The 22642-nt window shown below is 62.7% G+C and carries 25 protein-coding genes; 8 read left to right on the top strand and 17 right to left on the bottom strand.

What is annotated here, in order from left to right:
- The first annotated feature begins 117 nt into the window (after window positions 1-117).
- Window positions 118-999, top strand: a complete 882-nt coding sequence (locus H7X45_RS09065; protein WP_187334580.1) for an N-formylglutamate amidohydrolase — start codon at window positions 118-120, stop codon at window positions 997-999.
- Window positions 1000-1182: 183 nt separating this feature from the next.
- On the opposite strand, the gene H7X45_RS09060 is transcribed toward H7X45_RS09065, so the two are convergent.
- A complete protein-coding gene (locus tag H7X45_RS09060; protein ID WP_187334579.1) occupies window positions 1183-1737 on the bottom strand; it encodes a cytochrome b in 555 nt (184 codons plus the stop codon).
- A 5-nt stretch (window positions 1738-1742) separates the two neighbouring features.
- Window positions 1743-2522: a SapC family protein gene (locus tag H7X45_RS09055; protein ID WP_187334578.1), complete on the bottom strand. Its 780-nt coding sequence runs from the start codon at window positions 2520-2522 to the stop codon at window positions 1743-1745.
- 211 nt (window positions 2523-2733) lie between these two features.
- Here H7X45_RS09055 and H7X45_RS09050 point away from each other — a divergent pair, with 211 nt between their 5' ends.
- Both H7X45_RS09050 and H7X45_RS09045 read left to right on the top strand, forming a co-directional pair.
- The gene (locus H7X45_RS09050) at window positions 2734-3249 is read left to right on the top strand and encodes a hypothetical protein (protein ID WP_187334577.1); all 516 of its coding nucleotides are present in this window, start codon (window positions 2734-2736) and stop codon (window positions 3247-3249) included.
- A 181-nt stretch (window positions 3250-3430) separates the two neighbouring features.
- Window positions 3431-4813: a DEAD/DEAH box helicase gene (locus H7X45_RS09045; protein WP_187334576.1), complete on the top strand. Its 1383-nt coding sequence runs from the start codon at window positions 3431-3433 to the stop codon at window positions 4811-4813.
- Between the two features lie 84 nt (window positions 4814-4897).
- Here H7X45_RS09045 and H7X45_RS09040 read toward each other — a convergent pair whose 3' ends face one another.
- The 3 genes from H7X45_RS09040 to H7X45_RS09030 form a co-directional block, all read right to left on the bottom strand.
- On the bottom strand, window positions 4898-5146 hold the full coding sequence (locus H7X45_RS09040; protein ID WP_187334575.1) for a hypothetical protein: 249 nt from the start codon (window positions 5144-5146) through the stop codon (window positions 4898-4900).
- Window positions 5147-5247: 101 nt separating this feature from the next.
- Window positions 5248-6846: an amidohydrolase gene (locus tag H7X45_RS09035; RefSeq protein WP_187337079.1), complete on the bottom strand. Its 1599-nt coding sequence runs from the start codon at window positions 6844-6846 to the stop codon at window positions 5248-5250.
- Window positions 6847-6908: 62 nt separating this feature from the next.
- Complete coding sequence (locus H7X45_RS09030) at window positions 6909-7790, bottom strand: NAD(P)-dependent oxidoreductase (RefSeq protein WP_187334574.1); 882 nt, start codon at window positions 7788-7790, stop codon at window positions 6909-6911.
- A 56-nt stretch (window positions 7791-7846) separates the two neighbouring features.
- Between H7X45_RS09030 and H7X45_RS09025 the strand changes: the two genes are divergently transcribed.
- Window positions 7847-9097, top strand: coding sequence for a threonine ammonia-lyase (locus H7X45_RS09025; protein WP_187334573.1), 1251 nt, complete (start codon window positions 7847-7849; stop codon window positions 9095-9097).
- A 103-nt stretch (window positions 9098-9200) separates the two neighbouring features.
- Complete coding sequence (locus H7X45_RS09020; RefSeq protein ID WP_187334572.1) at window positions 9201-9944, top strand: arginyltransferase; 744 nt, start codon at window positions 9201-9203, stop codon at window positions 9942-9944.
- Between the two features lie 91 nt (window positions 9945-10035).
- Here the strand turns inward: H7X45_RS09020 and H7X45_RS09015 are convergent, their stop codons facing one another.
- The 6 genes from H7X45_RS09015 to H7X45_RS08990 form a co-directional block, all read right to left on the bottom strand.
- Window positions 10036-10998, bottom strand: a complete 963-nt coding sequence (locus tag H7X45_RS09015; protein WP_187334571.1) for a glycine zipper 2TM domain-containing protein — start codon at window positions 10996-10998, stop codon at window positions 10036-10038.
- 140 nt (window positions 10999-11138) lie between these two features.
- Window positions 11139-11627 carry a GAF domain-containing protein gene (locus H7X45_RS09010; RefSeq protein ID WP_187334570.1) on the bottom strand — a complete coding sequence of 163 codons (489 nt, stop codon included), beginning with the start codon at window positions 11625-11627 and terminating at the stop codon, window positions 11139-11141.
- Window positions 11628-11637: 10 nt separating this feature from the next.
- Entirely contained in the window at window positions 11638-12033 is a 396-nt protein-coding gene (arfB, locus tag H7X45_RS09005; RefSeq protein ID WP_187334569.1) for an alternative ribosome rescue aminoacyl-tRNA hydrolase ArfB, read from the bottom strand.
- On the bottom strand, window positions 12020-12751 hold the full coding sequence (locus H7X45_RS09000) for an RluA family pseudouridine synthase (RefSeq protein ID WP_246449414.1): 732 nt from the start codon (window positions 12749-12751) through the stop codon (window positions 12020-12022). The genes arfB and H7X45_RS09000 overlap by 14 nt, the downstream gene beginning before the upstream one ends.
- Before the next feature lie 23 nt (window positions 12752-12774).
- Window positions 12775-13374, bottom strand: coding sequence for an NAD(P)H:quinone oxidoreductase (wrbA, locus tag H7X45_RS08995; RefSeq protein WP_187334568.1), 600 nt, complete (start codon window positions 13372-13374; stop codon window positions 12775-12777).
- 114 nt (window positions 13375-13488) lie between these two features.
- On the bottom strand, window positions 13489-14235 hold the full coding sequence (locus H7X45_RS08990) for a pirin family protein (RefSeq protein WP_187334567.1): 747 nt from the start codon (window positions 14233-14235) through the stop codon (window positions 13489-13491).
- Window positions 14236-14319: 84 nt separating this feature from the next.
- Here H7X45_RS08990 and H7X45_RS08985 point away from each other — a divergent pair, with 84 nt between their 5' ends.
- Window positions 14320-15237: a LysR family transcriptional regulator gene (locus H7X45_RS08985; RefSeq protein ID WP_187334566.1), complete on the top strand. Its 918-nt coding sequence runs from the start codon at window positions 14320-14322 to the stop codon at window positions 15235-15237.
- A gap of 64 nt (window positions 15238-15301) precedes the next feature.
- Here the strand turns inward: H7X45_RS08985 and glnA are convergent, their stop codons facing one another.
- The 4 genes from glnA to map all read right to left on the bottom strand — a co-directional run bounded on the left by glnA (window position 15302) and on the right by map (window position 20210).
- Window positions 15302-16714 carry a type I glutamate--ammonia ligase gene (gene glnA, locus H7X45_RS08980; RefSeq protein WP_187334565.1) on the bottom strand — a complete coding sequence of 471 codons (1413 nt, stop codon included), beginning with the start codon at window positions 16712-16714 and terminating at the stop codon, window positions 15302-15304.
- 138 nt (window positions 16715-16852) lie between these two features.
- Window positions 16853-17191, bottom strand: coding sequence for a P-II family nitrogen regulator (locus H7X45_RS08975; protein WP_187334564.1), 339 nt, complete (start codon window positions 17189-17191; stop codon window positions 16853-16855).
- 97 nt (window positions 17192-17288) lie between these two features.
- On the bottom strand, window positions 17289-19313 hold the full coding sequence (locus H7X45_RS08970) for an outer membrane protein assembly factor BamB family protein (protein WP_187334563.1): 2025 nt from the start codon (window positions 19311-19313) through the stop codon (window positions 17289-17291).
- A gap of 69 nt (window positions 19314-19382) precedes the next feature.
- A complete protein-coding gene (gene map / locus H7X45_RS08965) occupies window positions 19383-20210 on the bottom strand; it encodes a type I methionyl aminopeptidase (protein ID WP_187334562.1) in 828 nt (275 codons plus the stop codon).
- Between the two features lie 65 nt (window positions 20211-20275).
- Between map and H7X45_RS08960 the strand changes: the two genes are divergently transcribed.
- Window positions 20276-21034 (top strand): competence/damage-inducible protein A, encoded by a 759-nt coding sequence (locus tag H7X45_RS08960; RefSeq protein ID WP_187334561.1) that lies wholly within the window; start codon window positions 20276-20278, stop codon window positions 21032-21034.
- Between the two features lie 24 nt (window positions 21035-21058).
- On the opposite strand, the gene H7X45_RS08955 is transcribed toward H7X45_RS08960, so the two are convergent.
- Together H7X45_RS08955 and H7X45_RS08950 are read right to left on the bottom strand one after the other, a co-directional pair.
- A complete protein-coding gene (locus tag H7X45_RS08955) occupies window positions 21059-21697 on the bottom strand; it encodes a heme exporter protein CcmB (RefSeq protein ID WP_187334560.1) in 639 nt (212 codons plus the stop codon).
- On the bottom strand, window positions 21694-22293 hold the full coding sequence (locus H7X45_RS08950; protein ID WP_187334559.1) for an ABC transporter ATP-binding protein: 600 nt from the start codon (window positions 22291-22293) through the stop codon (window positions 21694-21696). The genes H7X45_RS08955 and H7X45_RS08950 overlap by 4 nt, the downstream gene beginning before the upstream one ends.
- Before the next feature lie 51 nt (window positions 22294-22344).
- On the opposite strand from H7X45_RS08950, the gene H7X45_RS08945 reads away from it, so the two are divergent.
- A complete protein-coding gene (locus H7X45_RS08945; protein ID WP_187334558.1) occupies window positions 22345-22638 on the top strand; it encodes a 4a-hydroxytetrahydrobiopterin dehydratase in 294 nt (97 codons plus the stop codon).
- Window positions 22639-22642 lie beyond the last annotated feature (4 nt).

Here is a 22642-nt window from a genome sequence, read left to right as displayed (position 1 = left end):
TGTTCGGGATGGGATCGATGATGTGAGCTTGTCATAACCGATAGAAGTTTATTTTCTATGGCCGAAACGGCGGCCGGGCGTGATTGCGCGTAGGCGCCGGGCGGACTATCTCGGCTCATGATGGCCGAATGCGAACCCGATCGCCTGCCAAGTTTTACCGGCTATGGACTGGACGACCCCGCCCGCCCGCTGCTGATATCGATACCACATTCAGGCCGCGTCTATCCGCCCGGCCTGCTAGCCCGGTCCCGGGTGTCGTCATCCATCCTGCAGCGGCTTGAGGACCGCTATGTCGATCTGCTCGCAAAGGCCGCGATCGATGCCGGCTTTCCCTGTATCGTCGCGCATCGCCCACGCGCATGGATCGACCTCAATCGATCGGAGCGCGAAGTGGACGCTGCCATGATCGAAGGGCTGAACGCGCATGAGGTCGATCCGCCTAATGCCAAGGTGCGCGGAGGGCTGGGGCTGGTCCCGCGCTGGTTGGGTACGGCCGGGGAATTGTGGACCGGTCGTCTGGACCGGAGCGAGCTCGACCGGCGCATTGCGGAGGATCACCGCCCCTATCATCGCCGGATCGCAGACGTGCTGCGCGCGATGCGAAGCCGCTTCGGTTGCGCGCTATTGCTCGATCTGCACAGTATGCCAAGCTTGCGTTATCCCGCGGGAGCCGCTCCCCGGATCGTCGTAGGCGACCGGTTCGGGCGCAGCGCCTCGAGCTGCTTGACATCGCTCCTTGTCGAGCAGGCACGCCAGGAGGGGTGGGAAGCGGCGCTGAACCATCCCTATGCGGGCGGCTATGTGCTGGAACGTCATGGCAATCCGGCAGGGCATATCCAGGCGCTGCAACTGGAAGTGGATCGGGGGCTCTATCTTGATGCCCTTGCGCGCGAGCCTGTGGCCGAGGCGGTGAACGGCATGGCGGAGTGGCTGCTCCGCGCAGTCGCCACATTGGAGCTGGAATTGACCGAGCATAGCTGGCCGAATGCTGCCGAATAGACCCTGAAACAAAAAGACCACCCCTTTCGGGGTGGCCAAGGCTCAGGGAGATGACGCCCCAAGGGCGCCCGACGGACAAGAGGGGGAATGTCCGTCCAATCCTAAATGGCCTGCGCGTCCTTTGGTTTCAATATTCAGACACAATAAAATGCAAAGTCCGTGCCGAAAAAAGCTCGGCACAACTCAGCCGGGCCACATCCGGTGGAAATAGGGCATTTTGTCGATAAACTGATGCTTTAATGCACCAAGCACGTGGAGCGCGATCAGATAGATGAACGCGCCGCCCAGGTTCTTGTGGACCGTGTCGATCAATTCATGGCCCTGCTTATCCGCAGAAACCGGGAGATCGGGAACGGTGAATAGGCCGAAGAAGTCGATACCCTTGGATTCGCCATGGCTGGATACCAGAAGCCAGCCGGCAAGCGGTGCGGCAATGATCAGGATATAGAACAGGACGTGCACGATCTTGGAGAGGACGCGTTCCCACCCTGCCAGTTCGGCTGGCAAAGGCGGGCGCGGATGCGTGATTCGCCAGAGCACCATGATGATGCTGAAAAACAGGACCGAAATCCCGATGGCCATATGCGGCCCCATCAACGAACTACGAGCCGAACCGCTGGCGCCCTCTGCCAATTTCGCCAGAACGAGATTGGTGATGATCAGCGCGGCAATCAGCCAGTGAAGGATGATCGCCACCGTGGAGTAGCGATCGCGGCCGTTGCTCGTAGTCGTTGCCATAAGATTTAGACCTGTGGTGCTTCGGTCACCTGCGGCATTTTACCGAGCTGGACCTGACGTGAAAAAAGCTCCCGCATCAACTGGAGTGAGAAGAGGTGGGCATGGATCAACGGAAGCATGCCGTTTTGGTTCATCTTGCGAAGTTCGTCGCCGCGCAGATCCTTCAGCTTCTGCTCGTCGATCATGCCGAAGCCGCGGTAGATGAAGGGCTGTTCCACACCGTTCTGCTGGATCGACACCTCGCCATCCATGATGAGGCCGCTCTTCTTGAGGTCCTCCATAAAGGCCTGGGTGCGCGCGCCGGACTGCTCGAAATCCTCGCAGAACTTCAGGATATTCTTGGTCGCTTCGCTGGGCTGGCCGTCCTCGAACAGCTTTTCGCCTTCATCGAACGGGCCGATCGCGCCGGCTTCGGGATCGAAGCAAAGCGACAGCTCATCGCTATCCTGCTGGAGACGCGCGAGGAGGAAGGGATAGCGGCGGATATAGGCCGGCAGATAGACCGGCTGGTCGAGCTTGCCTTCATCGTTGATGAAGGTGTTGACGCCCTCGTTCATGCCCATCAGCGCCAGCGGCACCGGCTGGTCGCCCGACGAGAAGATGATCGGATAGCTGCGCGAGCAGGGCACAAACTCATCGACCGTGATGGGAATGGCATGCTGGTTCGAAAGGAACTTGGCATCGTCCAGACCGCGCGTGCGCCAGTCGCCATGCTGTTCGCTGTTGAGCGGAACGAGGTCCTTGTAAAACATCGGAAGGTTATTGGGGGTCGGCGCACTCGCCATCACTTCTGCTCCATTACACTTGGCGGGCCGCGGACGGCCTCGAATATTGCTGGCAAGGCCTTAGGTTGCGCCGCGGAGCCGCGCAAGAGCAAGCGCAGGAACGGGACACCCGCGATGGCGGGGTTGACGTGTCAGTTCACTCCACGTTCAATGGCACAGCATATAGCAGCGGCATCGCAGCCGATCGTTTCGAATTGCTTGGGGAATATGCGTGATCTGGCAATGGCTCGCCATTCTGACTGCCAGTGCGGCCGCCGGCGGAGACATGATTCCGGCAGACCCAGTAGCCATGCCGATGGTGGACACCATGTCCCCGGCACCGGAGCCCGTGTTTCAGGTTCGGATCGAGCAGCGCATCATCATCCGCATCCCGCGCCGCTCGTCTGATCGCGTGCAGCTTTCGGCCACCGGGCCAGCGCGCGCGCCGGCCGCTGCTCCGCCGCCCCGGCTGGTCGAGAAGAAGATGAAACAGTGCCTCGCGTCCGATCAGATCGTCGGCATGACGCCCTCGCGCAGCCGCGCACTTGATTTCATCACGCGCGACCGCCAGCGCATTCGCGCCTATCTGGACGGTGGCTGCCTCGCGATGGACTTCCACGCCGGGCTCTACATGGAGCGAAGTAAAGACGGGAAGGTTTGCGCAGGCCGCGATGTGTTGATGGCGCGTTCGGGCATGCGGTGTGAGATTGATCGCCTACGCCGCGTTGTTGCGGAACCGAAAAACTGAACATTCTGTCGGGGCGGCGGCGCTTGTAGCCGCGGGGCCTAGCTTCGGATCGCTTGACTAAGGCGCCACTTTACAGCATTGGCAGCGGGTCTCGCGCGGGCCCTTTCCCGCAGCGACGCATGCGCATGTGCAAGACCGGATGGATGACGACGACTTCTCCCGGCAAATATCAGGAACATGGATGACCTTCGCCGATCTCGGCCTTTCCGATGAACTTCTAAAAGCGGTCGATGAGGCCGGCTATACAGAGCCGACCCCGATCCAGGCGAGCGCCATCCCTTCGGTGCTGATGATGCGCAATCTGATTGGTGTTGCGCAGACCGGAACGGGCAAAACGGCCAGCTTCGTCCTGCCGATGATCGACATTCTTGCCCATGGGCGCAGCCGCGCACGGATGCCGCGCTCGCTCATCCTTGAGCCTACGCGCGAACTGGCCGCGCAGGTTGCCGAAAATTTCGAAAAATACGGCAAGAATCACAAGCTCACCATGGCCCTGCTGATCGGCGGCGTTTCGATGGGTGATCAGGTCAAGGCGCTCGAAAAAGGCGTCGACGTGCTGATTGCCACGCCCGGCCGGCTGATGGATCTGTTCGATCGCGGCAACATCCTCCTCAACGGATGCGAGCTGCTGGTGATCGACGAGGCGGACCGGATGCTCGACATGGGCTTCATTCCGGACATCGAGAGCATCTGTTCCAAGCTTCCCGCGACGCGGCAGACCCTTTTGTTTTCGGCAACCATGCCGGGGCCGATCAAGAAGCTTGCGGACAAGTTCCTCTCCAATCCCAAGCATATAGAGGTTGCGCGCCCAGCGACGGCGGCGAAAAATATCGATCAGCGTCTGGTGAAGCTGAGCGCGCGTTCCAAGAAGGCGAAGCTGCGCGAACTGCTCGAAAGCGAAAATGTGCAGAACGGTATCGTCTTCTGCAATCGCAAGACGACTGTCCGCGATCTCAACAAGGAGCTGAAGCGCCGCGGATTTGCCAGCGGTGAAATCCATGGCGACATGGACCAGCCCGCGCGCATCGCCGAGTTGAACCTCTTCAAATCGGGCGAGGTCAATATCCTGGTCGCCTCCGACGTTGCCGCGCGCGGCATCGACGTAAAGGGCGTCAGTCATGTCTTCAACTATGATTGTCCGTGGCATCCGGACGATTATGTCCATCGCATCGGCCGCACCGGCCGGGCGGGAGCCACGGGTGTCGCCTACACGTTCGTAACGCCGGACGATGAAGAAGCGCTCGAGAATATCGAGAAGCTGATCGGTACCAAGATCCAGCGCCAGGACAGCGATGCGGCGACGAAGGACACCTCCTCATCCGAGAAAGCAGCTGAGCCGAAGCAGTCGGCAATATCCGATGAGCGCGAAGAGAAGCCAGCGCGTTCCAACCGTTCGCGTAGCCGTGGTGGCCGCGCGAAGGATACGTCCACGCCGTCCGAAGATCGGACATCGCCATCGCGCAAGACGCAGAGCGACACGCGGGCTGATGGACATGCGCGCAAGTCAGATGTGGCTGGAGACTGGAACGGGCCGGTCCCAGACTTCCTCAGCGTCGGCATCTGAAAACCGGCGTCTGCAACGCATCCTGAAGCAAGACACAAAAAAGGGCGCCGCGGCGCCCTTTCTCATATCAGTCTGATCGAACGATCAGGGGCTGACCGGCTCATCATTATTGTCGTCGGCGACAACGATGATCGCGCCGATGATGGCTGCGACAACGATGATGCCGATAAGCACGTTGCTGCCGGCAAGATCGCTATCCTGATCGACGGAAGCGCCAAGACGCTCAGCACCGGCGACCGAAAGCGCGCTTGCGGACTGGGTTGCCTGCGCTATGGCCGGAGCGGCCGTCAGCGAAAGCATGGCAGCGGCTGCTGCAATCTTTCCGAGTTTCATAATTGTCTCCCTCACTTTTGATCTTTGAAAAATCGCTCGGTCCATACACCGATCATTCCATCGAGGCAATGTTTGCAGTGCAGCAAATTCCTGAGCGTGACTTATTTATCCTTGGCTTGATAGACCGGACGGCCATTGACCCAGGTTTCCAACAGCTTCGTCGCGCGGATATCCGAGGGGCTGGCAAGCATGATGTCCCGGTCCACCAGAATGAAATCGGCGCGATGTCCGGGCGTCAGGCTGCCGAGGCTCTTTTCAGCAAATTCTGCAAATGCTGCGCCGGTGGTGTACGCGGCGAGGGCCTGTATGCGACTGACCGCGTCCTGCGGGCGCCACCCGCCAAAGGGTTGTCCGTCAGGGCCGGTGCGCGAAATCGCGGCCGCGAACCCGGCAAACGGATCGGGCGCCTCTACCGGAAAATCGGAGCCGAAGGCCAGTTTCCCGCCGTCGCTCAGGATCGTTCGCCAGGCATAGGCACCTTCCAGTCGATCCGGTCCCAACCGCGCTTCGGCCATCTGGCGATCGCTGGTCTGGTGGGTCGGCTGCATGGAAGAGATGATGCCGTTGCGGCCAAGGCGCGGCAGATCGACGGGATCGACGATCTGCACATGTTCGATGCGCCAGCGGCGGTCCCCATCATAGGTTTCCGCCAGCTCGTCGATCGCGCCGAGCACTTCTGCATTCGCCGCATCGCCGATCGCATGCACCGCGGTCTGAAAGCCGTCCATTGACGCACGGCTCATCAGATTACGCAATTCCGCGCTGCCGAGCATGGGAAGCCCGGTTTGGCCGGGCGCGTCGGCATAAGGCTGCTTCAGCCACGCCCCGCGGCTGCCCAGTGCCCCGTCGAGATAAAGCTTCACGCCGACGAGCTTCAGTTTGTCATCGTACAGCCAGGGGGTCGGGCGCGGCCCGGCGATGGCGATCATCTGATCGATACCGGCGGCATAGGCTGCGATATGCATGTTCAGCCACCCGGCATCGCCTGCGCGCCTGTAAGTCTGCCAGTCTTCGATCGTGGTGCCCATATCGGCCGCGCCGGTAACGCCGTGGGACAGGAGCACGTCCTGCGCTTTGGAGAACGCCAGATCGCGTTCGGCAGGGCGGGGGACGGGCACGAATTTTTGTATGAGATCGCCGGCCTTGTCGACGAACACCCCGCTGGGCTTGCCGTTCGCCATTTCGATCCGGCCGCCGCTGGGCACTTCGGTCTTCGCGGTAATTCCCGCCGCCTCGATCGCCGCGCTGTTAGCCCAGCCGGCATGTCCATCGACGCGTGACAGCCAGACCGGACGATCGGAAACCACCACGTCGAGATCGGCTGCGGTGGGGAAGCGGCCAAGGCCCCATTTTTCCTGATTCCAGCCTGTCCCGATGATCCAGCGCCGTTCTGGATATTCGCGCGCATACGCCGCGATCGCGGCCTGCGCCTCGGCCAGCGAATTGGTCTGCGAGAGGTCCAGCGTCAGCTGCTTGAAACCCAGCTCCATGATATGGCCGTGCGCATCGATGAAACCGGGCATGAGCGTGCGGCCATCGCCGTCCTTGCGCCAGTCAAGCTCGCGCGGGCGCTTGTCCTTGCGATCGAGCAGTTTTGCGACCTTGCCGTCACGGTCGATCAGGATGCCGGTGAAGCGGACAAGCTGGCCATCATCATTCAGCGTGAAGCCGTTGACATTGTCGTACAGCCCATCGGCCATCGCCGGAGCTGAGAGAAGCGACGATGCGAGCAGCAACGCGCCCGCAAAACGGCCCAGTAATTTCAATCTTTGTCTCCGCCCTTGCGCAGCCGCCGGATCATGGCGCTGGTATCCTGCCGGTTGCCGCCCATCGCCTGAACCTCGGCATAATATTGATCGACCAGCGCTGCGTTGGGCAGGCTGGAGCCGTTGCGCCGCGCCTCATCCAGCGCCAACCCGAGGTCCTTGCGCATCCAGTCGATCGCGAAACCGAAGTCGAACTCGCCCGCAGCCATCGTGTCCCAGCGATTGTCCATCTGCCAGCTTTGTGCTGCACCGCCCGATATAGCTTCTCTCACCTTGGCCAGATCGACATCCGCGGCCTGCGCGAACCGCACCGCTTCCGAAAGCCCCGACAGCACGCCGGCGATGCAGATCTGGTTCACCATCTTGGTGGTCTGCCCCGCCCCCGGCCCGCCGACATGGACGATGCGTGCGGCATAGGCGTCCATCACCGGCCGCGCGCGGTCCATCGCCGTGTCCGAGCCGCCGCACATGATGGCAAGCTTGCCGTTTTCCGCACCCGCCTGCCCGCCGGAGACCGGCGCGTCGATGCCGCGACAACCTTGCTCTTCCAGTTTTTCCGCCAATTCGCGGGCGATATGCGCGGACACGGTGGTATGATCGACGAACAATGTCCCTTCGGCCAATCCGGCAAAAGCGCCGTCCTGCCCAAGCGTTACGGAGCGCAGATCGTCGTCATTGCCGACGCAGGTGAAGACAATCTCGGCCCCCGCAGCCGCTTCACGCGGGCTCGCGGCCATAGCGCCTCCATGCTGTTCCACCCAGTCATCGGCTTTTGCGCTGGTGCGGTTATAGACGGTCACATCGTGTCCGGCGGCTGCGAGGTGCCCGGCCATGGGAAAGCCCATGACGCCGAGCCCGATAAATGCGATCTTGGTCATGGCGTCATGTCCTAACGGGCGTTGCGCGCTAGGGCCAGACAGGTTAGCCCGCGCATATGAACGAACAGTCGAAAATAGCGCCCGGGGCCGGCCGTAGCGATCTCACCATCGATGATATCCGCGCGGCGTGTGAGCGTCTGCGCGGTGCGGTGGTCGAGACGGTGATGAGCCACAGCAAGACGCTGAGCAACATCACCGGCGCGAATATCTATCTGAAGTTCGAAAACCACCAGTTCACCGCCAGCTTCAAGGAGCGCGGCGCGCTGAATGCGCTTCTGCTGCTGAGCGAAGAGCGGCGTTCCAAGGGTGTTATCGCGGCCTCCGCCGGCAACCACGCTCAGGGCCTTAGCTACCACGCCACGCGCCTTGGTATTCCTGCAACCATCGTGATGCCGGTGACCACCCCTGTGGTCAAAGTGATGCAGACCGAAAGCGTGGGCGGCAAGGTGGTGCTGTTCGGCGAAAAGTTCGACGATGCCTACGCCCATGCCCGTGAGCTGGAGCAGGAACAGGGCCTCACCTTCGTCCATCCCTTCGACGATCCCGACGTCGCTGCGGGGCAGGGGACCATCGGCATCGAAATGCTGGAGGCCCAGCCTGATCTGGACACCCTGGTCGTACCCATCGGTGGCGGCGGCCTGATGTCCGGTATCGCCACCGCGGCGCGCGCGCTGAAGCCCGATATCGAGCTTATCGGTGTGGAAGCCGAACTGTACCCGTCCATGTACGGCGCGGTGAAGGGTGGATCGGGCGAATGCGCTGGCGACACGCTGGCAGAAGGCATTGCCGTCAAGGAGCCGGGCGCGCTCACGCGGCAATGGATATCCGAGCTGGTCGACGACATCCTGCTCGTCAGCGAGGCGGATCTGGAGCGCGCCGTCAGCCTGCTGCTGCAGATCGAGAAGACAGTCGTCGAGGGCGCGGGCGCTGCCGGCCTCGCCGCCGTGCTGGCCAACCCGGAGAAGTTTTCCGGCAAGAATGTCGGCCTCGTCCTATGTGGCGGCAATATCGATACACGTCTGCTGGCGAACGTCCTTATTCGCGATCTTGCCCGCTCGGGCCGCTTATCGCGCCTGCGCATCACGTTGCAGGACCGGCCCGGTGCGCTGTTCAAGGTGATGCGCACCTTCGACAAGCACCGCGTCAACATCATCGAAATCTATCATCAGCGGATTTTCACCAATCTGCCCGCCAAGGGACTGATCACCGACATCGAGTGCGAGGCGCGCGATAAGGAACAGCTCGATGCTCTGATCGAGGATTTGCGGAGCCAGGGTTATGCGCTCCACCGAGTCGAAATGGACTAAGCGTTACCGGTGAACGTCGAAATGTGGTAAATCGGCTTTCCTTGATGGGCCGCGCTGCATAGGTTGAGCGCTCCTCATTCATTCGGCAGGACAGTCCCCACCCGTGAGCGCACCGGTACGCTTTCCCCGCTTTTTCCTGACCAATCCGGCGCCTTGCCCTTATTTGCCGGGGCGTACGGAGCGCAAGGTCTTCACCGAACTCAACGGCGAGCATGCCGATGAGCTGAACGATGCGCTTGGCCGCATCGGTTTTCGTCGCAGCCAGAATGTCGCGTACCGGCCGAGCTGCGCGGACTGCCGCGCCTGCGTTTCGGTGCGGGTGATCGCGAACGAATTCGAGCCGGGTGCGACGCAGCGCAAGCTTTTGCGCCGCAACGAAGATTTGCAGGTTTCGGCCTGCCGCCCCTGGTCCACGTCCGAGCAATATGATCTGCTGCGTCGGTATCTGAACGCCCGCCATCCGGATGGCGGCATGAATGATATGGACGACATGGACTATGCGGACATGGTCGAGCAGACGCCGGTCAACAGCTATGTCATTGAATATCGCGAGCCGGGCGTGGACGGTTTGCCCGGTAAGCTTGTGGGTGCCTGCCTCACCGATCAGCAATCGGACGGGCTGTCGATGATCTACAGCTTCTTCGATCCCGATCTGGAGGACCGCAAGGGGCTGGGAAATTACATTATCCTCGATCACATCATGCGCGCGCGCAAGGCCGGGCTGCCTTATGTGTATCTCGGCTATTGGGTCGAGGGATCGGCGCGGATGCAGTACAAGGTCCGCTATCGCCCGCTCGAACGGCTCGGGCCGGAGGGCTGGGAAAAGTTCGAGCCCGGCGGCGCGTGATCCTGGCGTAAGATCGAGATTTCAGACAATAAAAAACCCCGCCGGTCCGACGGGGTTTTTTTAGATAATCAGCTTGTAAACGACGCGTGCCTTAGCGGCGCAGACGCTTGTCCTTGCGGATCACGCGCTTGTCATGCCCGGTGCTGACATATTCCTCGGTCACGGTCGTCGTGGTCGTGGTGGTCGTCTGGCCGGGAACGACAACGACCGTCGTGGTGCCGCCATTGTAAGCTTGCGGCTGGGCATAGCCGCGATACCAATAGCGGTGGCCCTGCCAGCCATAGCCGGTCGGCATCGCATATCCGCGCGCGCCTTGCGCATAAGCGCCGCCATAGGCCGGGGCGGGGCCGCGATAGACGGGAGCGGAGCCTCCATATACGCGGCGATCGTCGCGATAATAGCGACGCTGGCCGCGGTCTTCCGCTTTGTCGATTGCATAACCGGCCGCGGCGCCAAGGCCTCCGCCGATCAACGTGCCGGCCAGGCGGTTGCCGCGCCCGGCGATCAAATTGCCCGCAACGCCGCCTGCAACGCCGCCGATGACCGCGCCGCCGACGCCATTGTCCTGACGCTGCTCATAGCCGTAACCGGGTGCCTGCGCCACATAGCCGCCCTGATAGGCGGGTGTGCCCTGATAAGCAGGCGCGCCCTGATAGGATGTTCCAGCCTGATATTCGGTGCCGGCATAAGGAGCCGTCGCTACGCCATTGGTCTCATATCCGTAGCGCGGCGCGCCGATGGAGGTGCCGCGATAGCTGCCCTGAAAAGCCTGGCCGTTTTCGTCGACATAGGTGCCCTGCCATTCGCCCTGATAGACGCGGCCCTGATCATCGACATAATTGCCGGACCAGGTGCCGTCATAGGTGCCGCTCTGCTGATCTTCCTGCGAATAGACGCGGTCATCCCAGTTATATGCGCCGTCGTCATAGGTAGCGGTGGGGCCGTATTCAGCGCCGTAAGGCACGCTATCGGGTGAGTCGTGTCCGGCGATCGCAGGCGTAGCCGCCAGCAATGCGGGGGCTGCAACCGTCCACAAACAAAGATTTTTATTCATCAAGTCACTCCTCGGCCTTACCACGCTCGAGGATGCGAACGTGCGGTTTTGGTTAAGAGTTCCTTAACATTTCTAGAGGCTTGCCGCTACTGACCGCCGCAAGCCGGCCGTTTCATGTCCCGTTTTGGCGCGGTTCCCGATCAGCCTGCCAAAGCGGGCGCGATTAGCGCTGCCAGCTTCTCGCAACCCGCGGCATCATCCGCCGTGAAGCGCGCGGGCGTAGGGCTGTCGAGATCGATCACGCCCAGAAGCTGTCCATCGTGCAGGATCGGCACGACCAGTTCGGATCGGCTGTCCGCATCGCAGGCGATATGCCCTTCGAACGCATGGACGTCTTCCACGAGCTGCGTTGCCCGCGTCGCGGCGGCCGCGCCACAAACGCCTTGGCCGAGTGGGATACGGATGCAGGCGGCTTTCCCCTGAAACGGACCGAGCACAAGCTCGTCGCCGACCATCCGATAGAAGCCAGTCCAGTTCACGTCGGGTAGAAATTGCCACAGCACCGCGGCGACATTGGCCATGTTGGCTATTCTATCGGGTTCACCGTCCACCATGGCTTGCGCGGCGCGGCCGATCTCGTCCCAGCGCTCTGCGGCGGGCGTGTCGGCAGGAATGTCGAATGCGAACATGGAATTTCCTTCAATCGAACCGGACGCGGCCGCGCTTTTCCTTCACGGCGCTGCGTTTCTTTTTCGTATCGACCCGGCGGGCCTTCGCGGCGCGGCTGGGTTTGGTCTTGCGGCGCTTGGCATCGCGCTGATGTGCCTTGGTCAAAAGCGTGTCCAACCGCCGGCGTGCCTCTTCGCGGTTGGCTTCGCGCGTCCGATGGGTGCGCGCGGTGATCACGAGCACGCCGTCCTTGGTCAGCTTGCTGCCCGCCAGGTCCTTGAGCTGGCGATAGGCATAAGGCTGAAGGCCGAGGGCGAAGATGTTCACGCGCAGCTGGGCTGCTGTCTCCACCTTGTTGACATTCTGTCCGCCAGGTCCCGACCCGGCGAGGAAGCTTTCATCGATATGCTCTTCAGGAACGCGCATCGTCTTCGACGGGCTCGGCGGCGAACGCGATCTCGGGTTCCGTGAAGCCGCGCTCGGTAAAGACGCGGGGCAGGGGGGATAAAGCTTCCACCGCGGGTTTGCCCTCGCGCGGCATGCGGATGGCGGCGGCGTGCAGCAGGGTCTGCTCTCCCCGGCCGTAGATCGGATCGCCCGCGAGCGGGATGCCAAGGCCGTAGAGCGCATGGGCGCGCAGTTGGTGTGTGCGGCCGGTATCGGGCCGGAATTCGACGAGCGCCTTGCCGTCTTTCCGATCGATCAGGCGCCAATGGGTGACGGCCGCCTTGCCCTTCTTCGCGGCGATCATCCGCCAGCCTTTCTCGCGCGAGCTTTGCTTGGACAGCGACAACGCGATGGTAGCTTCGCTCTCCTCCGGCACGCCGTCCAGAATGCCGAGATAGATCTTTTCGACGATGCCTTCCTCGAAGGCCTTGGCGAAGCGCGCATGCGCCTTCGGATTGCGCGCAAGGAGCAGGCAGCCGCTTGTATCGCGGTCCAGCCGGTGCACCGCGCTCGGCTCCCGACGGAAACCGAAGCGCAATGCGCCGAGCATGGAAACGAGGCTGAAGCCGCCGCGCTTGGGCGTTTCGACATCGAGCCCGGCGGGCTTGTCGATGACGAGGGCTTCGCCATCGATGAACAGGGTTTCGGGAACTTCGATCACGCCTGGCGAGGTGGCAGCACCGCCGCCGCCTTTCAAGCGTGATCGATCATTCGTATCGTTTAGCCGTGCAGCTTCGCGGTAGTTTCGGCCACGCGCTTGCCGAGATAACGCGCACCGGCGAGGTCCTTGTCGCTCGGCTGACGGCTGCCGTCGCCGCCCGCGATGGTGCTGGCGCCATAAGGCGAATTGCCATGCACGGCGCTCAGGTCGAGCTGACCGTCAAAGCCGTAATCCAGGCCAACAATAGTCATGCCCATGTGGATGAGGTTTGTCAGAATGGAGAACTGCGTGGTTTCCTGCCCGCCATGCTGGCTCGCCGTGGAGGTGAAGGCTGCGCCAACCTTACCCACGAGCGTACCTTCCTGCCACAGCGCGCCCGTCTGATCCCAGAAGCTGGCCATCTGGCTGGTCATGCGGCCGTAGCGGGTGGGCGAGCCGACGATGATCGCGTCATAATCGCGCAGATGGTCGACTTCGGCCACGCCGTGACTTTCATCATGCTGGAAGCCGGCCTGCTTCACGACCTCGTCCGGTGCTGTTTCGGGCACGCGCTTGATATCGACATCGCCGCCGGCAGCGCGCGCGCCTTCGGCAATGGCCTCTGCCATCGTCGCGGTGTGACCATAAGAGGAGTAATAAAGGACGAGAATCTTGCTCATGAGGGTCAACCTTCTGTTCGTGGATGAAAAAAGGCCGCGCGCCATGGGGCCGCGGCGGTAACCGGCCCGTCATTCAGGGGGAGGGGTGGGGAGGGGGAATGACGGGCCGGAGCTCTAGATGCTGTCGATCATGACGATTTCGCACCCACTCAACGCGCGGATTTCGAAATCGGTGCCGCCGCGGATCGCCGCTCCGTCGCGTGGATCGAACGTTTCACCGTTGATCGTAATGCCGCCCTTTACCGGCACCAGATAAGCATGGCGGCCATCCTCGATCCGGTGCTGGATGGTCTGACCCTCTTCCAGCGTGGCGCAGAGCAGCTTGGCATCGGCGTTGATATAAAGCGCGTCGGTGTCGGCTTCATCGCCGCTGGCCAACGTGACGAAGGCACCTGAGCGATTCGCCTTGGGAAATGGCTTCGCATCCCAACGCGGCGCGATGTTGCGCTCACGCGGCATGATCCAGATCTGGAACAGCCGCGTCGTTTCATCATCGACATTGGCCTCGCTGTGCTGAACGCCGGTGCCTGCGCTCATCACCTGGATGTCGCCCGCTTCGGTGCGGCCTTCATTGCCCATGGAATCGCGGTGCGTGATCGCGCCTTCGCGGACATAGGTGATGATTTCCATATTATCATGCGGATGCGGCGGGAAGCCGGAACGCGGCGCGATCTCATCGTCGTTCCAGACGCGGATCGCACCCCAGTTCATGCGCTGCGGATCGTAATAGGATGCGAAGCTGAAGTGGTGGTTCGCGTTCAGCCAGCCATGATCGGCCTTGCCCAGAGAGGCGAAGGGGCGGCGCTCGATGGCCTGAGCACCGGACTGGGTGGCAGGGCGAAATGCAGTAACGGTGGGCATAATCGGTCTCCTTGCTTGCCACTGGATATAGTTGCGGCTTATCGTTTCCGAAATAAGCACTCATGAAACAGATCGTTTCCGATCATGGCATTACCGGATTTCGAAGGCTGGGCGATTTTCGCGGCGGTGGCGCGGGCGGGAAGCTTTACCGAGGCGGCGCGAGATCTCGGCATCGGCAAGGCGACGGTCTCCAAAGCAGTGTCTAGACTGGAGACGGCGCAGGGTATCAGCTTGTTCCATCGCACGTCGCGCAGGCTTTCGCTCACCGAGGCCGGGCGACGGCTCTCCAGCCCGGCGCGTCTGCTGACGGAGCAGGCGCAGGCGCTGGAAGAGATGGCGCGTGAGGATGCGGGGCAGGCAGGCGGCACGATCCGGCTCAGCGCTCCGATGAGTTTCGGTATCGCTTTCCTGGGGCCGCTGATCGCCCGGTTCATGGAGGCGCATCCATCCATCGCCATCGATCTGGAGCTGGACGACCGGCGCGTCGATATCGTGGCGCAGGGGTTCGATCTGGCGGTGCGCATCGCCAATCTGCCCGACAGCAGCCTGCGCACCCGCCGCGTCGGGCCGATCCGCGTGGTGCTGGCGGCCTCGCCCGGCTGGATCGAGCAGCATGGAGCGCCCGCGCACCCGTCGGACATTCCGGGCGATCGATGCTTCGCCTACACCAGCGCGCCGGGCCGACAGAGCTGGGTACTGGAAAAAGGCGGGGAGCGGGTTTCCGTCTATCCCGACGGGCGCCTCCATGTGAACAATGGCGCGATGATGGTGGAGGCGCTGGAGGCGGGGCTCGGTATCGCCTTCCTGCCGGAATTCATCGTCCGCGATTCGCTAGCCGAAGGACGACTAGTGCCGCTGCTGACGGACTGGTCCGCGCCAAGGCTGGATCTGCAAATCGTCCTGCCGCCATCACCGCTACGGCCCAAACGGGTCGATCTTCTCGTAGACTTTCTTGCCGCAAACCTCGCCGAACGGTGCAAGGTGGAACAGTCGTCGGATTGAACGCGGTCAAAAGAAAAGGGCGCCCCCGCGGGGACGCCCTTCGCTGTTTCGATCGCGCTGGGGATCAGGCGCTGTAGTACATGTCGAATTCGACCGGGCTCGGCGTCATTTCCCAACGCTCGACCTCGGGCCATTTCAGTTCGATATAGGCCTCAATCTGGTCCTTGGTGAACACATCGCCTTCCAGCAGGAAGTCGTGGTCCGCCTGGAGCGACTCGAGGGCTTCGCGCAGCGAGGCGCAGACAGTGGGGACATTCTCCAGCTCTGCCGGCGGCAGATCGTAGAGATTCTTGTCCATCGCATCGCCCGGATGGATCTTGTTCCGGATGCCGTCGAGGCCCGCCATCATCAGTGCCGCATAAGCGAGATAGGGGTTCGCCAGCGGATCGGGGAAGCGGAATTCCACGCGCTTCGCCTTCTCGCCCGCACCATAGGGAATACGGCAGGATGCGGAGCGGTTGCGGCTGGAATAAGCGAGCAGCACCGGTGCTTCGTAACCCGGCACCAGGCGCTTGTAGCTATTGGTGGTGGGGTTGGTGAACGCGTTCAGCGCCTTCGCGTGCTTGATGACACCGCCGATATAATGGAGGCACATTTCGCTGAGGCCGGCATATTGGTCGCCCGCAAACAGCGGCTTGCTCTCGTTCCAGATCGACATGTGGGTGTGCATGCCGGAGCCGTTATCCTTGGCGATGGGCTTGGGCATGAAGGTGGCCGACTTGCCATAGGCATGGGCAACCTGGTGCACGACGTACTTGTAGACCTGCATCTGGTCCGCGCAGGTGACGAGCGTGGAGAAGGTAAGGCCGAGCTCATGCTGCGCCGCGCCCACTTCATGATGGTGCTTGTCCATCTTGAGGCCCATCTCGAGCATCGTGGCGACCATCTCGCCGCGAATGTCGACGGCGCTGTCGACCGGCGCGACCGGGAAGTAGCCGCCCTTGGCGCGCGGGCGGTGGCCCATATTGCCGACATCATATTCGCGGCCCGAATTGGTCGGCAGTTCGATATCGTCGATCTTGTAATAGCTGCGATCGTAACCGTCCTCGAAACGCACGTCGTCGAACATGAAGAACTCGGCTTCGGGGCCGACATAGATCGTGTCGCCGATACCGGTCTGCTTCAGATACGCCTCGGCGCGCTTGGCGGTCGAGCGCGGATCGCGGGCATACAGTTCCCCAGTCGACGGCTCGACGATGTCGCAGAACACCACCAGCATGGGGGTGGCCGAGAAGGGATCGGCATAGATCGCATCCAGATCCGGGCGCAGGATCATGTCGCTTTCGTTGATCGTCTTCCAGCCCTCGATCGAGCTGCCGTCGAACATGAGGCCGTCTTCAAGCTCTTCCTCGCCGAGCACACCGGCGCACATGGTGAGGTGCTGCCACTTGCCCTTGGGATCGGTGAAGCGAAGATCGACCCACTCGATCTCTTCATCCTTGATCCGCTTCAAAATGTCCTTCGCGGAGGTCGCCATGTTCGATTGCCTTTCAGTCTAAGGTGTTTCGCGCAACTTCCCTACAGGGAGTCAGCATCCGCTGCAAATTTGTTTTGCGGCGCAGCAAAATTGGCCATCGCGCGGGATTCCGTTATCGGAATCGATTGCCCGGAGGCGTCAGAGCGCGTCCGAGTCGCGCTCTCCGGTGCGGATGCGAAGCGCGGCTTCGACGGGCATGACGAAAATCTTGCCGTCGCCGATGCGGCCCGTCTGCGCGGCGTTGGCGATGGCTTCCACCACGCGGTCTGCCAACGCATCTTCCACCACGATCTCCATTTTCACCTTGGGCAGGAAATCCACGACATATTCTGCGCCGCGGTACAGTTCGGTATGCCCTTTCTGGCGCCCGAAGCCTTTCGCCTCGGTCACGGTGATGCCAGAGACGCCCACTTCGTGAAGCGCCTCCTTCACCTCGTCCAGTTTGAACGGCTTGATGATCGCTTCGATCTTTTTCATCGCTTCCCCTGTCCCGGCCGCATCGGGTCCGTTTCGGTCCGGCGTGGCAGCAGCTTATCATAGTGCCGACGCCTCAACTGCACAGGAATGAAGCGCATCATCGGCGGCGCGGTTCCGTGGTCCCGGCGCCGGGCGCGGTCGTTGGTGTCGCTGCGACGTCAGGAGTGGGCTGGGGCGTGGGCGACGGCGCGGGGCCTGGGACCGCCGCGACCTGTCCGTTGGCACCAAGTTTCAGGAGCACAAGCCGCGGCTTCGAGGGAACGCGCAGCAGCCAGCCGGGCGTGTAGCCTGTCCGCTCGCCCTCCAGCATGGCGACGGGCTGGCTTTCAGGCGCCGCCCAGTCATATTCGCCGCCCAGGCCGGTCAGCACCGCGAAATATTGCTCGCCATCGATCAGGAAGGTGCTGGGCGCAGCCACAATGCCCGATCCAAGATCGCGATTGTAGAGCGTCTCACCGGTCATCGCATCGAGCGCGACGAAGCGGCCGATGCCTGTGCCGATGACCACAAGTCCGCCGGCAGTCGACAATGGTCCGCCGTTGCGCGGCGCTGACAGATCGCGCGACCAGCGAATTTCGCCTGCCACGGGATCGAACGCGACGATCTTCGCGCCTTCGGGCGTCCAGCGCGGCCCGATGGGGGCGGGGGTTGTCTGTTCGCCTTCGTCGTCCTGTGCGGGATCGGCATATCGCGGCAAGGTGAAATAGACGAGGCCGGTCATGGGATTGAAGCTCATCCAGCGCGGTGCCCGCTGCGGGTCGACCGGCGGGAAATTCGGGCGCGGGGTCTCGGCGGAGGCCAGGCTGCGCGCCGCCGAGGATTTCTCCGCGCCGCCCACGGAAGGGGCGCGCTTCAACGGGCGGCCGGTGGAAAGGTCATACCCTTCGGTCCAGCCCTGCCGGTCGAACAGCGGGGTAGCCGAAAGCAGTTTGCCGTTCTGACGGTCTAGCACGAAGAAGAAGCCGTTATCCGACGCCTGCATCAGCACCTTGCGCACGGGTTGTGGCGAAGGCTGCGTTGTCGGGCTGGGTGACGGGCTTGCCTGCGGACTGGCCGGAGGACTGGCCTGTTCGGTCGGCGTTGGCGCGGGCGTCGGAACCGGAAGATCGGCCAGAACGAAGGGCTGGCTTGCACCGAAGGATGGCCGCGCTCCGGGCGTTTCCTGGAACTGCCAGAGAAACTCGCCGTCCGAGGGATCGAGCGCGATGATCGAGGACAGGAACAGCCGGTCGCCGCCATTGCCGTCCGAACCGGGGCCAGCGCCGACGCCGACATAGAGCCGGTCCAGATCCGGATCATAGGTGATGGCGTCGGTCACGAAACCGCCCGCTGCGCCTGCCAGCGATGTGGGCGCCCATGTCTGCGCGGCAGTACCCAGTACGGCGTCGCTCGATGCCTTGTCCGGGGTGCCGCCGGGTGACGGCACGGTGTAGAAGCGCCAGCGCAGGGTGCCATCGGTTGTGTCGTAAGCCGACACATAGCCGCGTCCGCCCGAACCTGCGCGCCCGCTGCCGATGATCACCATGTTCTTCACGATGCGCGGCGTGGAGGTGATGCGATAGGTGCCCGCCTCACCGCCTGTCTGCACGCGCCAGAGCTGCGCACCCGTGATGGCATCGAGCGCGATCAGCTGCCCGTCAAGCGTGGCGAGGTAAAGCCGACCTTTCCAGATCGCGAGGCCCTGATTCCCAACATCGGACGTGTCTGCGCCCGCCTTGGGCTGGGCCAGACCGGGATTGAAGCTCCACAACTGTTTGCCGGAAGCCCCATCGAACGCGAACACGCGAGAGCGCGGCGTGGTAATGTAAATCTTGCCATCGGCTGCGATAGGCGTGGAGTGGGGCACCTCGCCTTCCGGCAGGTCGGCGGTCCAGGCGATGCCGAGATTGGAGACGTTGCCGCGGTTTACTGCATCGAGCGGCGAATAACGCTGCTCATAATAATTGAAGCCGATCGCAGCCCAATTGGTGCCATCACCGCCGGTGGCAAGATAATCGCCATCGATCTGGGTCGCCGCGACAGCCTGCGACGTCGGCGCGGACGCGCCGCTCTTTTCTTCATTCGAATTGCAGCCGGCCAGCAGTGCCAGCGGAGCAAGCAGACCCCAGAATCTCAATCGCATTGTCGCACGTACCTCACGCCTTAACGCTAACGGGCACAATGGCTTGCGACAAGGATGGATCGCGCAAAATCAATAAGGCGGCTTGTGCAGGCCCTTGGGGCTCTCGGTGAATATCTCGCAGCCGTCGGCGGTGATGCCGATCGAATGTTCGAACTGGGCGGAAAGCTTGCGATCGCGCGTTACGGCGGTCCATCCGTCGTCCAGGATCTTCACGCCCGCCTTGCCCAGATTGATCATCGGCTCGATCGTGAAGAACATGCCTTCGCGCAGCTCCGTGCCGGTGCCGGGCTTGCCCGCATGGACCACCTCCGGCGCGTCGTGGAACAGACGCCCGAGACCATGGCCGCAGAATTCGCGGACCACACCAAAACGGTGGCTTTCCGCATGACGCTGAATCGCCGCGCCGATATCGCCGAGACGAACGCCAGGCTTCGCCATGTCGACGCCGATCATCAGGCATTCATAAGTGACATCGACCAGGCGCTTGGCTTTGAGCGGCACATCGCCGACCAGGAACATGCGGCTCGTATCGCCGTGCCAGCCGTCGATGATGATGGTGACATCGATATTGATGATGTCCCCATCCTTCAGCGGCTTATCGTTGGGGATGCCGTGACACACCACATGGTTGATCGAGGTGCAGCAGCTGTGCGTGAAACCGCGATAGCCGAGCGTGGCGGGCACGCCGCCCAGGCTCAGCATATGTTTGCGCACGATATCGTCCAGCTCCGCGGTCGTAACGCCGGGCACCACATGAGGTACGAGCGCGTCCAACACTTCGGCGGCGGCGCGGCCTGCGCGGCGCATGCCGGCAAAGCCTTCTTCTCCATGCAGCTTGATCGTGCCGTCGCGCGGGACGGCGGCCTGTTCGGGGTCGACGGTAATATATTGGTCCATGCCCACCCATATAGCGTCCAAAGCACCGCTTTGCGAGACGCGATGGTACGGCTAGGGTGCGCGCCATGACCGCTTCCCGCATATGGACCGCCGCGCTGATCGTGATCGGCGATGAAATTCTCTCCGGCCGCACGCAGGACAAGAACATTGCGCAGATCGCCACCTGGCTGCAAGTGCAGGGCATCCGGCTGGCCGAAGTGCGCGTGATTGCCGACGATATGGACGCGATCGCAGAGGCGGTGAACATTCTGCGCGCGCGCAACGATTATCTGTTCACGACCGGCGGTATCGGCCCGACGCATGACGATATCACGGTGGACGCGATCGCCGCGGCACTGGGCGTGGAGGTGGTGATCCATCCCGAAGCACGCGCGACGCTGGAGCGCTATTATGAGACGAAGGGCGGCATCAACGAAGGCCGCCTGCGCATCGCGCGCGTGCCGGACGGCGGCGAACTGATCCCGAACAAGATGAGCGGCGCGCCCGGTATCAAGCTGGGCAATATCTTCATCATGGCCGGCGTGCCGCACATCACCGCGGGCATGCTCGATGCGTTGACCGGCACGCTGGAAGGCGGCGCGCCGCTGATCGCCGAGCAGATCGGCTGCTGGACGGCTGAAAGCGAGGTGGCCGAACTTCTGCGCGAGACCGAGAAGGCGCATGAAGATTGCCAGATCGGCAGCTATCCGTTCTTTCGCGAAGGACGCACCGGTGCCAATTTCGTCGTTCGCTCCACCGAGCAGGCTTCACTCGATGCCTGTATGGAAGCGCTGAAGGCAGGTCTGCGCGAACTTGGCTTCGATCCCGTGGACGGCGGCATCTGATTTCTTTGTAAGAGCGGGAAGTCGCTATTCTCGCAACGCTCTCAGGGCCGCTCCCGCCGCAAACGGGGCCAGCACGGTCAGTCCCAAACTCACCGCCGCCAGCAACGGCAAGGCTCCGGCTGCGGTGGGATCGAGGCTTCCAGCTCCGAAGATGAGAACGGGGATGGCGAGCGGCAGTAGCATCAGCCCCGCCGCTCCGCCGCCTGCGCGCGCCGTGAGCGCGGCAATCGTGACCGACAAGGCGGCGAGCGCGGGCGTGGCGATGGCAAGGCCAGCCAGCAGCGTGCCGAGAGTATCTCCGTCAAGATCGAACAGCGCCCCGCCGATCACGGTGGCCACCAGCAGCGGCGGGCCGAAGCCCAGCCAGTGCGCGGCGATCTTGAGCGCGGCGATGGTCTCGTCCGCCCAGCCGCGTAGCGCCAGTTGATCGAGATGACCGCTTTCCAGGTCCGGACGCACCAGCCGTTCGATCGGCAGCAGCGCGGCGAGCAGGGCCGCGATCCACAGCATCGCGCCGCCGGTGGCGCGCAGCAGCTTCAGATCCGGGCCGACGGCGAAGGGATAAAGGATGGCGACACCCAAGAAGAACAGCACCGGCAGCCACAAGCCGCCCCCGCGCCAGGCGAGACGAAGATCGCGCGCGATCAGGCGCACGGCGTTCATGCGGGCGGGCTCATGTTCAGGGTCGTCGCCGGCTCGAGGCCAATCGGAATATGCGAGGCAATGATGATCGTCTGGCCCCCCGCGATCCGCCGTGCGAGCGCGGTGGCCATCCGTTCGGCGCTCGGCTGATCGAGCCCGTTCATCGGTTCGTCCATCAACAATATGTCCGCGCCCGATTGCAGGGCGCGCGCGGCCACCGCGCGTTTGGTCTGCCCGGTGGACAGCATCCGCACTGGCACCTCCGCGAGCGTGTCCAGACCCAATTCTGCCAGAACCCCGGCTGTATCGGAGGCGCTGCGTCCGTCGATCGCGCCCCAGAAACGCAATGCCTTTTCGACGCTCGATTCCGGGTCGAAGGCGCGGCGCTCATCCGCCAGCGCGACGCTGCCTGTGATGTCGGCCCGGCCCGCGGCAGGTTTCAACAGCCCGGCGAGGATGCGCAACAGGCTGGATTTTCCGGCACCGTTCGGTCCGGTCAGCAAGCCCAAGGTGCCGCGTTCCACCCGCCAGTCCAGGCCGGAAAAGACCAGCCGCTGGCCGCGCAGGCAGGCAAGCTTCTCGATGCTGATCGCAGGCCCTGCTTGACGCTCCTCCATCGCGCGATTTACGCATGGACGCACCCCCATGCCAAGCCGGAGAGATGACCGATGGTCCAGAAATTGAGCGACAGCCAGCGCGAGACCGCCCTTTCCGAGCTAGCGGACTGGACGCACGATGCCGAGCGCGATGCGATCACGAAGTCCTTTCAGTTCGACGATTTCGTGGGTTCCTTCGGCTTCATGAGCCGCGTGGCGCTGCATGCCGAAAAGATGGACCACCATCCCGAATGGTCGAACGTTTACGACAAGGTGGAGATCACGCTGACGACGCATGATTGCGATGGTCTCAGCGAAAAGGACGTGAGGCTGGCAAAGACGATCGACGCCCTCGCCGAAGGCTGATCGG

It is taken from the genome of Novosphingopyxis iocasae (genome assembly GCF_014334095.1).
Classification (GTDB): Bacteria; Pseudomonadota; Alphaproteobacteria; order Sphingomonadales; family Sphingomonadaceae; genus Novosphingopyxis; species Novosphingopyxis iocasae.
This window is presented reverse-complemented; position numbering and strand designations above follow the sequence as displayed.

Bases quoted from the DNA above. Each gene is read 5' to 3' on its own strand.
- H7X45_RS09040 (WP_187334575.1), bottom strand. From the start codon at position 5,146: ATGAAACTCGGAAAGATTGCAGCAGCCGCTGCCATGCTTTCGCTGACG.
- H7X45_RS08990 (WP_187334567.1), bottom strand. From the start codon at position 14,235: ATGCCCACCGTTACTGCATTTCGCCCTGCCACCCAGTCCGGTGCTCAG.
- H7X45_RS08970 (WP_187334563.1), bottom strand. From the start codon at position 19,313: ATGCGATTGAGATTCTGGGGTCTGCTTGCTCCGCTGGCACTGCTGGCC.
- wrbA (WP_187334568.1), bottom strand. From the start codon at position 13,374: ATGAGCAAGATTCTCGTCCTTTATTACTCCTCTTATGGTCACACCGCG.
- H7X45_RS08950 (WP_187334559.1), bottom strand. From the start codon at position 22,293: ATGGAGGAGCGTCAAGCAGGGCCTGCGATCAGCATCGAGAAGCTTGCC.
- arfB (WP_187334569.1), bottom strand. From the start codon at position 12,033: ATGCGCGTTCCTGAAGAGCATATCGATGAAAGCTTCCTCGCCGGGTCG.
- H7X45_RS09060 (WP_187334579.1), bottom strand. From the start codon at position 1,737: ATGGCAACGACTACGAGCAACGGCCGCGATCGCTACTCCACGGTGGCG.
- H7X45_RS08955 (WP_187334560.1), bottom strand. From the start codon at position 21,697: ATGAACGCCGTGCGCCTGATCGCGCGCGATCTTCGTCTCGCCTGGCGC.
- H7X45_RS09015 (WP_187334571.1), bottom strand. From the start codon at position 10,998: ATGAATAAAAATCTTTGTTTGTGGACGGTTGCAGCCCCCGCATTGCTG.
- H7X45_RS09035 (WP_187337079.1), bottom strand. From the start codon at position 6,846: ATGGCCGATGGGCTGTACGACAATGTCAACGGCTTCACGCTGAATGAT.
- H7X45_RS09010 (WP_187334570.1), bottom strand. From the start codon at position 11,627: ATGTTCGCATTCGACATTCCTGCCGACACGCCCGCCGCAGAGCGCTGG.
- glnA (WP_187334565.1), bottom strand. From the start codon at position 16,714: ATGGCGACCTCCGCGAAGGACATTTTGAAGCGGATCAAGGATGAAGAG.
- H7X45_RS09030 (WP_187334574.1), bottom strand. From the start codon at position 7,790: ATGACCAAGATCGCATTTATCGGGCTCGGCGTCATGGGCTTTCCCATG.
- H7X45_RS09065 (WP_187334580.1), top strand. From the start codon at position 118: ATGATGGCCGAATGCGAACCCGATCGCCTGCCAAGTTTTACCGGCTAT.
- map (WP_187334562.1), bottom strand. From the start codon at position 20,210: ATGGACCAATATATTACCGTCGACCCCGAACAGGCCGCCGTCCCGCGC.
- H7X45_RS09045 (WP_187334576.1), top strand. From the start codon at position 3,431: ATGACCTTCGCCGATCTCGGCCTTTCCGATGAACTTCTAAAAGCGGTC.
- H7X45_RS08945 (WP_187334558.1), top strand. From the start codon at position 22,345: ATGGTCCAGAAATTGAGCGACAGCCAGCGCGAGACCGCCCTTTCCGAG.
- H7X45_RS08985 (WP_187334566.1), top strand. From the start codon at position 14,320: ATGGCATTACCGGATTTCGAAGGCTGGGCGATTTTCGCGGCGGTGGCG.
- H7X45_RS08960 (WP_187334561.1), top strand. From the start codon at position 20,276: ATGACCGCTTCCCGCATATGGACCGCCGCGCTGATCGTGATCGGCGAT.
- H7X45_RS09055 (WP_187334578.1), bottom strand. From the start codon at position 2,522: ATGGCGAGTGCGCCGACCCCCAATAACCTTCCGATGTTTTACAAGGAC.
- H7X45_RS08975 (WP_187334564.1), bottom strand. From the start codon at position 17,191: ATGAAAAAGATCGAAGCGATCATCAAGCCGTTCAAACTGGACGAGGTG.
- H7X45_RS09025 (WP_187334573.1), top strand. From the start codon at position 7,847: ATGAACGAACAGTCGAAAATAGCGCCCGGGGCCGGCCGTAGCGATCTC.